The sequence below is a fragment of the Janthinobacterium salmonicoloratum genome (assembly GCF_051380845.1).
GTDB classification, from domain to species: Bacteria; Pseudomonadota; Gammaproteobacteria; order Burkholderiales; family Burkholderiaceae_D; genus Janthinobacterium; species Janthinobacterium lividum_F.
This window is the reverse complement of sequence record NZ_JBNYXV010000001.1, coordinates 2,376,608-2,390,039: the sequence shown is the minus strand read 5'-3', so window position 1 is coordinate 2,390,039 and position 13,432 is coordinate 2,376,608. Positions and strand designations below refer to the sequence as shown.

At 64.2% G+C, this 13,432-nt stretch carries 9 protein-coding genes; 4 read left to right on the top strand and 5 right to left on the bottom strand.

What is annotated here, in order from left to right; all coding sequences use genetic code 11:
- The first annotated feature begins 62 nt into the window (after positions 1 to 62).
- Positions 63 to 2,384, top strand: coding sequence for a DUF8189 domain-containing protein (locus ACQ4WY_RS11065; RefSeq protein ID WP_436504017.1), 2,322 nt, complete (start codon positions 63 to 65; stop codon positions 2,382 to 2,384).
- A gap of 26 nt (positions 2,385 to 2,410) precedes the next feature.
- Entirely contained in the window at positions 2,411 to 2,758 is a 348-nt protein-coding gene (locus tag ACQ4WY_RS11060; protein WP_436504016.1) for a hypothetical protein, read from the top strand.
- Here ACQ4WY_RS11060 and ACQ4WY_RS11055 read toward each other — a convergent pair.
- From ACQ4WY_RS11055 to ACQ4WY_RS11035, 5 genes are all read right to left on the bottom strand, one after another.
- The gene (locus ACQ4WY_RS11055) at positions 2,755 to 2,943 is read right to left on the bottom strand and encodes a helix-turn-helix domain-containing protein (protein WP_436504015.1); all 189 of its coding nucleotides are present in this window, start codon (positions 2,941 to 2,943) and stop codon (positions 2,755 to 2,757) included. The two genes, ACQ4WY_RS11060 and ACQ4WY_RS11055, sit on opposite strands and share 4 nt — an antisense overlap.
- Before the next feature lie 200 nt (positions 2,944 to 3,143).
- Positions 3,144 to 5,498 carry a DNA topoisomerase IV subunit A gene (gene parC, locus ACQ4WY_RS11050; RefSeq protein ID WP_436504014.1) on the bottom strand — a complete coding sequence of 785 codons (2,355 nt, stop codon included), beginning with the start codon at positions 5,496 to 5,498 and terminating at the stop codon, positions 3,144 to 3,146.
- Positions 5,499 to 5,546: 48 nt separating this feature from the next.
- Entirely contained in the window at positions 5,547 to 7,349 is a 1,803-nt protein-coding gene (locus ACQ4WY_RS11045) for a hypothetical protein (RefSeq protein ID WP_436504013.1), read from the bottom strand.
- A gap of 12 nt (positions 7,350 to 7,361) precedes the next feature.
- Positions 7,362 to 9,071: a molecular chaperone HscC gene (locus tag ACQ4WY_RS11040; protein WP_436504012.1), complete on the bottom strand. Its 1,710-nt coding sequence runs from the start codon at positions 9,069 to 9,071 to the stop codon at positions 7,362 to 7,364.
- A complete protein-coding gene (locus ACQ4WY_RS11035; protein WP_436504010.1) occupies positions 9,071 to 11,068 on the bottom strand; it encodes a DNA topoisomerase IV subunit B in 1,998 nt (665 codons plus the stop codon). The genes ACQ4WY_RS11040 and ACQ4WY_RS11035 overlap by 1 nt, the downstream gene beginning before the upstream one ends.
- A gap of 463 nt (positions 11,069 to 11,531) precedes the next feature.
- Here ACQ4WY_RS11035 and kdpF point away from each other — a divergent pair, with 463 nt between their 5' ends.
- Positions 11,532 to 11,621 (top strand): K(+)-transporting ATPase subunit F, encoded by a 90-nt coding sequence (gene kdpF, locus ACQ4WY_RS11030; protein WP_034746483.1) that lies wholly within the window; start codon positions 11,532 to 11,534, stop codon positions 11,619 to 11,621.
- Positions 11,621 to 13,426, top strand: coding sequence for a potassium-transporting ATPase subunit KdpA (kdpA, locus tag ACQ4WY_RS11025; protein ID WP_436504009.1), 1,806 nt, complete (start codon positions 11,621 to 11,623; stop codon positions 13,424 to 13,426). Before kdpF ends, kdpA begins: the two co-directional genes overlap by 1 nt.
- Positions 13,427 to 13,432: the final 6 nt, after the last annotated feature.

Here is a 13,432-nt window from a genome sequence, read left to right as displayed (position 1 = left end):
GCACAAATGCTCCTCTTTTCGCCGTGCCATAGTGAACTGGCACACAGACGAAGGGAGACATCATGAGCACCGCTAAAACGAAAAAATCATCGGCGGCCGGTATGGCTGAGGGCACATCCGCCGTGCAGTCCATGCCGGTCGAAGGTGACATGCAGGCCGACGCTGATGCGGCCGGCGGCGATGCCATGCCTGGGCTGCGCCTGGGCGTGTCCTACGCGGACCAGGCTGCGCTCACCCAGGGCGCCGCCGCTGCGGATGCGGGCGCCATGCCGGGCGGCGGCATGCAGCAGGCATCGCAGGGCATGGCTGGCGCCAGTTGCATGCACGTGGGCGATGGCGGCGGCATGGGCGGCGACCGCGATAGTGGGGGCGGCGGAGGTGGCATGGGCGGCGACGGCGGTGGCCAGGGAGGGGGCACGCCGCAGACGCGCACCTGCGCCACGATGGATGTGCATCGCCGCCTGCTGACCGAAGATCCTTCCTATGCCAGTGTGCGCGCCGATATCGAAAACCTGGCCGGATTATACGAGGGCAACAGCGGCATTGCCGGACGTTCCGGCGTGACGCAGATACCGGTGGCCGTGCACGTGGTGTGGAATACGGCCGCGCAGAATATTTCGGATGCGCAGATCGCCAGCCAGCTCGATGTGCTCAATCGTGACTTCCGCCGCGTCAATCCGGATGTGAACGGCACGCCGGCGCCCTTCCTGCCGCTGACGGCCGATGCGCGCGTGGAGTTTGTGCTGGCCACGATCGATCCGCGTGGTGCGGCGACCAGCGGCATCGAGCGGCGCCAGACGACGGTGACCTCCTTTGGCGCGGACGATGCCGTCAAGTCGCAGGCGACGGGGGGCAGCGATGCCTGGCCGGCCGACAGTTACCTGAATATCTGGGTGTGCCAGCTGGGCGGCGGCTTGCTGGGCTACGCGCAGTTTCCCGGCGGCCCGGCCGCCACCGACGGCGTGGTGATCCTGCAATCGGCCTTTGGCACGACCGGCACGGCGGCGCCACCGTTCCACCTGGGGCGCACGGCCACGCATGAAATCGGTCACTGGCTGAACCTGAACCATATCTGGGGCGACGACGGCACAGGATGCTCGGGCACGGACAACGTGGCCGACACGCCGAACCAGGGCGGGCCGAACACGGGCCAGCCCTCGTTTCCCAAGGTGTCTTGCAGCAACGGGCCGAATGGCGACATGTTCATGAACTATATGGATTATGTCGACGATCCGGCCATGTTCATGTTCACGACAGGCCAGGTGGCGCGCATGCAGGCTTGCCTCGATGGCCCGCGTGCCAGCATCGGCACGGGGACGGGCGGCACGGGTGCCACGCCGCGCCAGAGCTCTTCTCCCGTCGTGGCCTGGGGCGCGAACCGCCTCGACGTCTTTGTGCTGGGCACGGACCGCGCGCTCAATCACAAGGCCTGGAATGGCACGGCCTGGGCGCCGTCCGTCACCGGCTATGAAGGCCAGGGCGGCATCTGTACCAGTGCGCCGCAGGTGGTGTCGTGGGGGCCGAACCGGCTCGACGTGTTCGTCACGGGCACCGACAGCGGCTTGTTCCACAAATGGTGGAACGGCACGGCCTGGGGACCGTCCCTGACCGGCTATGAAGCGATGGGCGGCTTGTGCGTGGGCGACCCGCGCGCCGTGGCCTGGGGCCCGAATCGCCTCGACGTGTTTGTCGTCGGCACGGACCGTGGCCTGTATCACAAGTGGTGGAATGGCGCGGCCTGGAGGCCGTCGCTGACGGGGTACGAAGCCATGGGCGGCATCTGCCTGGGCCAGCCGGAAGCCGTGGCGTGGGGACCGAACCGCCTCGATGTCTTCGTCATCGGCACGGACCGGGCCCTGTACCACAAGTGGTGGAACGGCACGGCCTGGGGCCCGTCGCTGACGGGCTATGAGCGCCTGGGCGGCATCTGCACCTCGTCGCCAAAAGCGGTGGCGTGGGGTCCGAACCGCCTCGACGTCTTTGTCACCGGCACCGATGGCGCGCTGTACCACAAGTGGTGGGATGGCGCGAAATGGGGCCCTTCCAACGACGGCTTCGAACGCCTGGGCGGCGTCTGCGTGGGCGAAGTGGAGGCTGTGTCGTGGGCGCCCAACCGGCTCGACCTGTTCGTCATCGGCACGGACAGCGCCCTGTACCACAAGGCGTGGAATGGCTCTGCCTGGTCGCCTTCCTTGACGGGGTTTGAAAACCTGGGAGGCGTGTGCACCTCGCGTCCGCGCGCTACGGCCTGGGCGCCGAACCGCCTCGACGTGTTTGTTACGGGCACGAACGGCGCCCTGTTCCACAAGGCGTGGAACGGCACGGCCTGGTCGCCCTCCGTGAGCGGCTATGAAAGCCTGGGCGGCGTGGTATCGTGTTTCTGACGTCAATGTATTAAACGGGAGGCGGCATGCACGGCATGACAACGGCACTGCCCAGCGGTAGCTGGACGCATTCCTTCGAGGAGGATGCAGACGGTATCGAGGTGTACCGGCCCACGGCCACGTTTGCCTTTCCTCCCAGCCGCAAGGGGCGCAAGGTGCTCGAGTTCGGCGCGCCCGCCGGCGCCATGGAGCAAGGGGAGGCGACATTGACGTCCATGGCGCCCGGCCCCGACGACCGCCCCCGCGCCGGCCACGTTACCCGGCTGCGTCCCCTGGGTATGGGGCGTTATGCGCTGGGCGATGCCGCCGGGGAGCAAGACGTGATCGACATCGTTGAAGCGACGCCTGACGTGCTGCGCCTGTCGCGGCCTTAAGGCGTGCCGCGCAGCTTGTGCGCGAGCGCCGTGCGGTTGCCCACGCCCAGCTTCTGGTAAATCGCATGCAGCTGGTTGCGCACGGTGGCCGGCGACTTGCCCAGTTCCCTGGCGATGCTTTTATACGGCAATCCTTCGGCCGCCATGGCCGCCACCAGCCGTTCAGCCGGGGTCAAGCGCTGCATGGCAGCCTGCCTGAAACGTTGTTTGTCATCCTTGCTCTCCTGTCCGTGGGCGGCGTGCCGGTGGCATGCCTGCAGGGATAACGGGAACGCGGGACATATCTGCAAAATTATTTGTAAAACTATCTTTGCTGCTGCCGCTGCGCGGCGACGGGCGAAAAAAAAGACAGGCGAACCTGTCTTTTCGTATGGCCGGGTGGCGATCAGCCGATGGCTGTCATGGACACCGGTTTCAGCTTGGCCGCCAGCGCCTTGCCCTTCTTCGCGCGCTTGCCGAAATGCTCGGCCAGTGCCGTGGCGCCCAGCGATGCATCCTGCGGTTTCGAGGCCCGGCCGATGCCCGAGACCACCACGCCGCGCTGGGTGATCGGCTGCACGGCCAGCAGCTTGTCCTTGGCATCGAGGTCGATCAGCTTGACGCCCGTGCCGCCCTTGGACAGGGTTTTCATTTCATCGAGGCCGAACACCAGCAGGCGCGCGCCTTCCGTCAGGCAGGCCAAGGCGCTGGCTGCCTCGGGGATGACTTTCGGCGCCAGAGGCACGTCGCCGTCGTCCAGGGTGATGAAGGCCTTGCCGCCTTTCAGGCGGCTCGTCATGTCGCCCGCCTTGGCGACGAAGCCGTAGCCGGCGCTCGTCGCCAGCAGCAAGCTGGTGGCGCCATTGCCCGCAAAGTAATGGAGGATGCGCACGGCGTTGCCCGGCGTGCCGCCACTCAGGTCGCACAAGGTCGTGATCGGCACGCCGTCGCCGCGCGCATTGGGCAGCGCCGAGACGGGAACCGAGTAAATCTTGCCGTTGTTGCCGAAGCCGAGCAGGGTGTCAACCGTGCGGCATTCGAAGGCGCCATGCAGGCTGTCGCCCGCCTTGAACGTGAACTGCGCCGCATCGTGGCCGATGCCGGTGCGTGCGCGCACCCAGCCTTTTTCCGAAATGATGACGGTGACCGGCTCATCGACGACCTTCTGTTCCGCCACGGCTTTTTGCGCTTCCTCGATCAGGGTGCGGCGCGCGTCGCCGAATTGCTTGGCGTCCGCTTCGATTTCGCGGATGATGGCGCGCTTCATCGACCCAGGGTTGTCGAGCAGGTCTTGCAGCGACTTTTCTTCCTTGCGCAGCTCGGCCAGCTCTTGCTGGATCTTGATCGTTTCCAGGCGCGCCAGCTGGCGCAAGCGGATTTCCAGGATGTCGTCGGCCTGGCGTTCGGACAGCTTGAACGCTTCGATCAGGGCAGCCTTCGGTTCATCCGAATTGCGGATGATCTGGATCACCTTGTCGATATTGAGCAGGATTGCTTCGCGTCCTTCCAGGATATGGATGCGGTCCTTGACCTTGCCCAGTTTGTGGCCGGTGCGGCGCGTGACGGTCTCGAAGCGGAAATCGATCCACTCGCGCAGGATGTCGCCCAGCCCTTTTTGGCGCGGACGACCATCGCCGCCGATCATCACCAGGTTGATCGAGGTCGACGATTCCAGCGAGGTGTGCGCCAGCAGCATCAGCATGAATTCCGTCTGGTCCTGGTTCTTCGACTTCGGTTCGAACACCAGGCGCACGGGTGCGGCGCGGCCCGATTCGTCGCGGATGGTGTCGAGCGAATTGAGGATCAGCGCCTTCAGGGCCACCTGGTCCGGCGACAGCGCCTTCTTGCCCAGCTTGATCTTCGGATTCGTCAGTTCCTCGATTTCTTCCAGCACCTTTTGCGACGAGGTGCCCGGCGGCAGTTCCGTCACAACGGCTTGCCACTGGCCGCGCGCCAGCTCTTCGATCTTCCAGCGCGCGCGCACCTTCATGCTGCCACGGCCGCTCGCATACATGTCCTGGATCTGCGAGGGCGGCGTGATGATCTGGCCGCCGCCGGGGAAGTCGGGGCCGGGAATGATGGCCATCAGCTCGGCGTGCGTCATCTTCGGATCGCGGATCATGGCGACAGCTGCTTTTGCCACTTCCGCCAGATTGTGCGACGGGATTTCCGTCGCCAGGCCCACGGCGATGCCGGAGGCGCCGTTCAGCAGCACCATCGGCAGGCGCGCCGGCAGCAGCTTCGGTTCTTCCGTCGAACCGTCGTAGTTGGGCTGGAAGTCCACCGTACCCATGCCGATTTCATCCATCAGCAGCTTGGCGATCGGTGTCAGACGCGCTTCCGTGTAACGCATGGCCGCCGCGCCATCGCCATCGCGCGAGCCGAAGTTGCCCTGGCCATCGATCAGCGGGTAGCGCAGCGAGAAATCCTGCGCCATGCGCACCAGCGCGTCGTACACGGACTGGTCGCCGTGCGGGTGCAATTTACCCAGCACGTCGCCGACCACGGCCGCCGATTTGCGGGGCTTCGCCGTGGAATTGAGTCCCAGCTCATTCATCGCATACAGGATGCGGCGCTGCACGGGCTTCTGGCCGTCGCAGACGTCGGGCAGGGCGCGGCCCTTGACGACGGAGATGGCGTAATCGAGATAGGCGCGCTCGGCGAAAGTGGAGAGGGTCAGCGCTTCGCCGTCGAATACCGGTTCATCCGGCTCGATCGGCTCAGGCTGGGCATCGTCAAATAAATTGGTTTGTGTGGACATGGCGCTTGTTTCGGTGTTAAGTGGTTGCGGTTGAATTCGTGGGGCTGATTATGACAGCCCGGGTTTGGCTGACGACAGCCGGTAAGTCAGATACATATAGCGCACGGTGAAATACAGCACGGCCAGGGCTACTTCGATGCTGTGATGCATGATGGGTTGCGCCCCCATTGCCGGGGCCAGGTTGGCCAGCACGACGCTGGCGATGGACGGCGCCAGCACCACCGGCCAGATCGTCTTCCATTTGAAATCGGTGGGGGAAAACAGCAAGCCCGCGCAGGACCAGGCATACAGCGCGGCACCGACGAGGGCGGCCGGCAGCTGCTGCACATACAGTAACGACAGCAAGCCCGCACAGCCGGTCAGCCATGCCACGCGCAGGCGCGGCAAGAGCGCCTCTGGCCAGTCGCAATCGCCATACAGGCCGGTGGCGCTGCGCAGGGCCAGCGCCGCCAGGCAAAATATCAAGGGCATGGCCTCGCCGACTGCCAGGGCCGATTGGCCTTTGCCGCTCATGAACATGGCGCCGAACAGCGACAGGCCGAGGACAAGGAGCAGCAGCGTGCCATGCAGCAGCTGGCGGTTCATCGCATAGGCGAGCAGGGCTGACGCGCACAAGCCGGCCGAGGTGACGAGGCGCATGGTCTCGCTGCGTTCGGGCAGGAACAGCAGCAAGGCCAGCACGAGGTAGGGCACGATCCAGCCAAGTTGCAGCAAACCGGGCCGCTTCCACAGCACGGGCAGGCGTTCCTGCAGCGACTCCTGCAGTGCTTCCAGGCGCATGAACAGCGGCTGCGGCCAGCGCAAGGCATGCATGGCCAGCAGCGCAAAGGCGAACGCCTGGAAGCCCAGCAGGCTGGCATAGGCAGCCGTGTCGCCGAGCTTGAAGCCGGCCGCATCGAGCACGCCCGCGAGCATGAAGTGCAGCACGAAACCCAGGCCGCCCGAAGCGAGCGCCGTCTGCTTGAAGTAGCGCTTCGCATGGACGGCCTGTTCCCATTGCTCGAACAGGTCCGTATCGAGCTTGCAGGCCAGCATCTCGGCGTGCTGCCAGCGTATCGCGTGCAGCAGTTCGCGCAGCTGAAGCGTGAATTTTTGGTCGAACAGCTGGCGCGCGTAGGCCGATGGCGGCTGCTGTGACATGATGCAGTCCAGGCCGGGATAGCTGTCGCGGTTGTCGCTGAAATGGGCAAACGAGCGGTCGGCCCGGTAGCGCTGCACGGCGCCGCGCACCAGGTCCGCATGGCTGCGCGCCAGGTAGGAAAAATCGCGGTCCCAGCCCAGTTGCTCGAATAGGGCCTGGCGCAGCGACAGGTCATAGCCGGCGCTGGCGCAATAGCGCAGCGCGCACAGGTCGAATTCCTCGCGCACGTCGAGGTTCAGCATGGCGTCGTCCTGCAGCATGTGGGCCAGCACATCGCCGGCATCGGCGTGCCGCGTCAGCGCCAGGCAGCCTTGCCACAGGTTGGACGCTTCCTGCGCCGGATCGATGACGACCAAGCCCCATTGTTCCTGCGGCGGTGCGGGCTCTTGGGCAATGACGCCCCACAATTCCGTGCTTGTGTCTTGCACGGCGTCGTCGATGACGCCCCACAGGTCGGCCGGTTCCATGGTGGGCGCTTCTGGCGCTTCTGCTTCGGCCGCCACCGCTTGTGGTTCCGGCAACTCCGCGGCAAACAGGTGCGCATGGCGCAGCGCGTACTCATACGCTTCGCGCAGTTCCTGGAAGGCGGCCGGATCGTCTTCGGGACGCGTCACCTTCAAGCGCTTCGCATACGCGCGCTTGAGGGCGCGCTCGTCGCCGGTCGGCTCCGTGCCCAGGATTGCCCACAGGCTGCGCTGTCCGCTGTGCATGCCGCCGTCCATTTACAGGAAGCTCTCGCTCTCGACCTGGCGCAACACGTCGTCGAGCGCCTGGCGCGCCTTGCGGATGGTGTTCGGGTCCTGCGTTTCCAGCGCGGCCTGGAAATTGGCCGTGTGCGCCGCCAGGTACTGGCGTACGTCGCCCAGCGACTGTTCGTACAGCCGGTCGGCGCGCGTGACCAGGGTGCGGTTTTCCATCTGCTCGCGCGGGTGGATCTTCAGGTCGGCCAATTCCGCAAAGCGCTGCTCGATCTGTTCCGGCGTCATCACGCCCGCGTTGTCGCTGATGATCATCTTGTGGCGTTCTTGCGTGGCCAGCACCGTTACTTCCGCTTCCAGCACGCCGCTGACGTCGTAGGTGAAGCGCACGTCGATGCCGATCTCGCCTGCTTTTTTCGCGGGTATCGGGAAGCTGATCTTGCCGAGGAAGACGTTGTCGGCCACCAGGCGCGATTCGCCCTGGAAGATCGCCACGTTGATTTCCTTCTGGTTGTCGTGGATGGTGGTGATGTTTTCCGTGCGCGAGACGGGCACCACGGAGTTGCGCTCGATGATGGGCAGGTAATGCCCGCCCTCATACTGGTTCGGGCCAATCTGGCGCGAAATCGAAATGCCCAGCGAATATGGCGCCACGTCCGTCATGACCACTTCGTCGAGGGCCGCATCGCGCATCTTGAGGCCCGCCTGCACGGCGGCGCCCAGCGCCACGGCTTCGTCCGGGTCCAGGTGGATGGCGGGGAAGCGGCCGAACATGCGCGACACGAGCTTGCGCACCAGCGGCATGCGCGTGGCGCCGCCGGCCAGCACCACTTCATCGAGTTCCGCGGCGCGGATGGTGGCGTCGCGCAGCGCCCGTTCCACGGGCAGGCGCAGGCGGGCCAGCAGGGGCTCGCACAGCTGCGCCAGTTTGTCTTCGCTGATCTCCCAGCTGTATTCCTTGTCCTGGTAGCGCGTGGCCATGCGTACGGATGGCTGGTCCGACAGCAGGCGTTTGACGCGCTCGGCCTCATCGCGCAGCAACTGCTGCTGGCGCGGATCGAACAGGCGGTTGCCGGCCGCGTCGCGCAAGCCGCTGCCTTCCAGGAAGGCGTCGACCAGCACCGTGACGAAGTCTTCGCCGCCGAGGAAATTGTCGCCGGCCGAGGCGCGCACTTCCATCACGCCTTCGAACAGTTCCAGGATCGACACGTCGAACGTGCCGCCGCCCAGGTCGAAGACGAGGAATTTGCTTTCCTGTTCCTTGTCGCGGATGCCGTAGGCCAGCGCGGCGGCCGTCGGTTCGTTCAGCAGCCGCTCCACGCGCAAGCCCGCCAGCTGGCCGGCGATGCGCGTGGCCTTGCGCTGGGCGTCGCTGAAATACGCGGGCACGGTGATGATGGCTTCCTCGACCTTCTGGCCCAGGAAGGCTTCGGCATCTTCCTTCAGCGCGCGCAGCACCATCGACGACAGTTCTTCCGGACGGAATTGCTGCGTGCCGAGGGTGATCTTCTTTTCGCTGCCCATGTAGCGCTTGAAGACGGCCGCCGTCAGTTGCGGGTGCGTCTGCAGGCGCTCGCGCGCGGCGCGGCCCACCAGTACGGTGCCGTCGTCATCGATGCTGACGCACGACGGCGTCAGGTGTTCACCGAGCGCATTCGGGATGATGGAAGCCTTGCCGTCGCGCCAGATGGCGACCAGGCTGTTGGTGGTGCCCAGGTCGATACCGATGATCATCAGATATCCGCCTCCGCCTCATTGCCGTGTTCCTCGATCCAGGCGCGGCGTCCTGCCGCTTCGCCTTTGCCCATCAACATATTGAAGCGGGAAGCCGAGGCCATGTGATCGACTTCACCGAGCGTGACGGGCAGCAGGCGGCGCGTGTCCGGGTTCATCGTCGTTTCCCACAGCTGCTCGGCGTTCATCTCGCCCAGGCCCTTGAAGCGCGAGATCGACCAGGCGCCCTGTTTCACGCCTTCCTTGCGCAGCTTGTCCTCGATGGCGACCAGTTCGCCGTCGTCGAGCGCGTAGATTTTCTGCATCGGCTTCTTGCCGCGTGCCGGCGCGTCCACGCGGTACAAAGGCGGGCGGGCGATGCAGATGTGGCCCTTGTTGATCAGGGCCGGGAAGTGCTTGAAGAAGAGCGTCAGCAGCAGTACCTGGATATGCGAGCCGTCCACGTCCGCGTCCGACAGGATGCAGATCTTGCCATAGCGCAGACCGGACAGGTCGGGCGAGTCGCCCACGCTGTGCGGGTCGACGCCGATGGCGACCGCAATGTCGTGGATCTCGTTATTGGCGAACAGGCGGTCGCGGTCCGTCTCCCACGAGTTCAAGACCTTGCCGCGCAGGGGCAAAATCGCCTGGAATTCCTTGTCGCGGCCCATCTTGGCCGAACCGCCCGCCGAGTCGCCCTCGACGAGGAACAGTTCATTGCGCGTGATGTCCGACGATTCGCAGTCGGTCAGCTTGCCCGGCAAGACGGCCACGCCCGAGGATTTTTTCTTTTCCACTTTTTGCAGCGAACGCTGGCGCGACTGCGCCTGCTTGATCACCAGCTCGGCCAGCTTCTTGCCGTAGTCGACGTGCTGGTTCAGCCACAGTTCCAGCGGCGGCTTGGTGAAGGTCGAAACGAGTCGCACGGCGTCGCGCGAGTTCAGGCGTTCCTTGATCTGGCCCTGGAATTGCGGGTCCAGCACTTTCGCCGACAGCACGAAGGAAGCGCGCGCGAACACGTCTTCCGGCAGCAGCTTCACGCCTTTCGGCAGCAGCGAGTGCATTTCGACGAAGTTTTTCACGGCGCCGAACAGGCCGTCGCGCAAGCCCGATTCGTGCGTGCCGCCATTCGAGGTGGGAATCAGGTTGACATACGATTCGCGCACGATGGCGCCTTCTTCCGTCCACGCCACCACCCAGGCCGCGCCTTCGCCTTCGGCAAAGCCTTCCGAGTCTGGGCCCGCGTACTGTGCGCCTTCGAACAGGGGAATCAGGGTTTCGCCATTCGATACCTGCGCCAGCGTTTCGGTCAGGTAACCGCGCAAGCCTTCCGCGTACTGCCAGGTCTGCGTGTCGCCGGTTTTCGCGTTGGTCAGGGTGACGGTCACGCCAGGCAGCAGCACGGCTTTCGAGCGCAGCAGGCGTTGCAGTTCGGTTTGCGAGATGTTGGGCGAATCAAAGTATTTTGCATCGGGCCAGGCCGTGACGCGCGTGCCCGACTTCTTGCCGTCGCGCGGAGCGGGGCGGGAATTCAGGGGCTCGATCACGTCGCCATTGGCAAACACCATGTGATGCAAGCCGTTGCCGTCGCTTTCCTTGCGCCAGACGGTGATTTCCAGGCGCGTCGACAGCGCATTGGTGACGGACACGCCGACGCCGTGCAAGCCGCCCGAGAACGCGTAGGCGCCGCCCGAGCCCTTGTCGAACTTGCCGCCCGCGTGCAGCCGTGTAAACACGATTTCCACCGTCGGCACGCCTTCTTCCGGGTGCAGGCCGACGGGAATGCCGCGGCCATTGTCTTCGACGGTGATGCTGCCATCCGTGTTTTGCGTCACGGCGATATGCGTGCAATGACCGCCCAGCGCCTCGTCGGAGGCATTGTCGATCACTTCCTGAATGATGTGCAGCGGATTTTCAGTGCGGGTGTACATCCCCGGGCGCTGCTTGACGGGTTCCAGTCCTTTCAGGACACGGATGGATGATTCGCTGTAGTCGGATGCTGGTTTTTTAGTGGCCATACGTGTTCAAGCTTAGTAAAGACAGTGGTTGGAACGCCAGGCCAGGGCACTGCGGGGCGCAATGACAGCGGCGGCGATAACTGTATGAATATACAGTATATCCCGTCCAGCGTCACTGGGGGAGGGCAGTGCGGCAGGCTTGGCGTCCTTGTGCGGACGCTCGCGCATTCTATCTTGTCCCGCGAGCAATAGCGCTACTCCAGGGCAATAACGGTGCGCTGTGCGTGGGGTTTTGCGCCCATTGTGAAGGATTTTATGCGGTAAAGCCCCCGTTTTTACATCTTGTTTACAGCTGCCTCCCCAGTCTTTACGAATTTTTTAGACCCTTTTGGCTAATCTGCTCACTATCAAAACAAACCTGTGTGAGGGTGGGAATGGATCTCGTGTATCTCGGCTTGATTGCCGTGTTTTTCGTCGTGGCGGCCGGCTTTGCCGTCGCCTGCGACAAATTAGGGAGCGTCAAATGAACGCGTTTTATGTGCTGGGCGCCGTGGTCTCGGCTGGCCTGCTCGTGTACCTGCTGGTGGCGCTGCTGAAGGCGGAGGAACTGTGATGACGACGCAATCGATACTGTTATTGGTGGCCTTCCTGGCCGTGCTGCTGGCCGCCGGCTATCCGCTGGGCCTGTACATGGCCAGGGTGGCTGGCGATGGCCCCGTGCGCGGCCTGGGCTGGCTGCAAAAGCTGGAAAACCTGCTGTACCGCTGGTCCGGCCTTCCCGCCGACAAGGCCATGGGCTGGAAAAGCTATGCCATCGCCCTGATCGTCTTCAATACCGTGGGCGCCGTCTTCGTGTACGGCCTGCAGCGCCTGCAAGGCTTCTTGCCCTTGAATCCCCAAGGTCTCGGCGCTGTCAGCCCCGATTCCTCGTTCAATACCACCGTCAGCTTCGTCGCCAATACCAACTGGCAGGGCTACGGCGGCGAACAGACCATGAGCTACCTGACCCAGATGCTGGGCCTGGCCTGCCAGAACTTCTTTTCGGCGGCCACCGGCATCGCCGTGATCTTTGCGCTGGTGCGCGGCTTCGCTTCGCGCTCGGGTAAATCGATCGGTAATTTCTGGGTCGACCTGGTGCGCTCGACCCTGTACATCCTGCTGCCGCTGTCCTTGGCCCTGTCCGTCGTCTTCATGGGCGAAGGCATGATCCAGAATTTTTCCGCCTACAAGGAAGTGTCCCTGCTCGATCACGTAGCGTATGAAACGCCGAAAGTGACGACTGACGGCCAGCCCGTGCTGGACGCCGCCGGTAAACCCGTGATGGAAGCGCAAGTGGCGACAACGCAGACGATCGCCATGGGCCCCGTCGCGTCGCAGGAATCGATCAAGCTGCTGGGTACGAATGGCGGCGGCTTCTTCAATGCCAATTCCTCGCACCCGTATGAAAATCCGACCGTGCTGTCGAACTTCCTGCAGATGCTGGCCATCTTCATCATTCCCGCCGGCCTGTGCTTCACGTTCGGCCGCATGGTGGGCGACATGCGCCAGGGTTGGGCCGTGCTGGCCGCCATGACCCTGATCTTTGTCGTCATGACGGCCGGCGTGATGAGCGCCGAGCAGCAAGCCAGCCCCGCCTTGCAAGCGCTGGGCGTGGACCAGCAAGCCAGCAGCCTGCAATCGGGCGGCAATATGGAAGGCAAGGAAACGCGCTTCGGCATCAGCTCCTCGACCCTGTTCGCGGCGGTGACGACGGCGGCATCGTGCGGCGCCGTCAATTCCATGCACGACTCTTACATGCCTTTGGGCGGCATGGTGCCGCTGCTGCTGATGCAGTTCGGCGAAGTGGTGTTCGGCGGCGTGGGCACGGGCTTGTACGGCATGCTGATGTTCGCCATCCTGGCCGTCTTCATCGCCGGCCTGATGATCGGCCGCACGCCTGAATACCTGGGCAAGAAAATCCAGGCCTACGAAATGAAAATGGTGTCGCTGGCCATCCTGGTCACGCCAGCCCTGGTCTTGACGGGCACGGCGATCGCCGTGATGGTCGAACCAGGTACGGTCGGCGTGGCCAATCCGGGCGCGCATGGTTTTTCTGAAATCCTGTACGCCTTCACGTCGGCCGCCAACAACAACGGCAGCGCGTTTGCCGGCCTGTCCGCCAATACGCCGTTCTATAACGTGATGCTGGCGATCGCCATGTGGTTCGGCCGCTTCGGCGTGATCGTGCCCGTGCTGGCGGTGGCCGGTTCGCTGGCGGCCAAGCAGCGCCTGTCGGCCAATGCCGGCACCATGCCCACGCACGGTCCCATGTTCATCGGCCTGCTGATCGGCGTCGTCGTGCTGGTCGGTGTATTGAATTACGTTCCCGCGCTGGCCCTGGGCCCGATCGTCGAACACCTGCAACTTTTTACAAAATAAGAGGCT

What these genes read in the sequence shown, in the direction of transcription:
- ACQ4WY_RS11065 (WP_436504017.1), top strand. Translation starts at nt 63, where the DNA reads ATGAGCACCGCTAAAACGAAAAAATCATCGGCGGCCGGTATGGCTGAG.
- ACQ4WY_RS11060 (WP_436504016.1), top strand. Translation starts at nt 2,411, where the DNA reads ATGCACGGCATGACAACGGCACTGCCCAGCGGTAGCTGGACGCATTCC.
- ACQ4WY_RS11055 (WP_436504015.1), bottom strand. Translation starts at nt 2,943, where the DNA reads ATGCAGCGCTTGACCCCGGCTGAACGGCTGGTGGCGGCCATGGCGGCC.
- parC (WP_436504014.1), bottom strand. Translation starts at nt 5,498, where the DNA reads ATGTCCACACAAACCAATTTATTTGACGATGCCCAGCCTGAGCCGATC.
- ACQ4WY_RS11045 (WP_436504013.1), bottom strand. Translation starts at nt 7,349, where the DNA reads ATGCACAGCGGACAGCGCAGCCTGTGGGCAATCCTGGGCACGGAGCCG.
- ACQ4WY_RS11040 (WP_436504012.1), bottom strand. Translation starts at nt 9,071, where the DNA reads ATGATCATCGGTATCGACCTGGGCACCACCAACAGCCTGGTCGCCATC.
- ACQ4WY_RS11035 (WP_436504010.1), bottom strand. Translation starts at nt 11,068, where the DNA reads ATGGCCACTAAAAAACCAGCATCCGACTACAGCGAATCATCCATCCGT.
- kdpF (WP_034746483.1), top strand. Translation starts at nt 11,532, where the DNA reads ATGAACGCGTTTTATGTGCTGGGCGCCGTGGTCTCGGCTGGCCTGCTC.
- kdpA (WP_436504009.1), top strand. Translation starts at nt 11,621, where the DNA reads ATGACGACGCAATCGATACTGTTATTGGTGGCCTTCCTGGCCGTGCTG.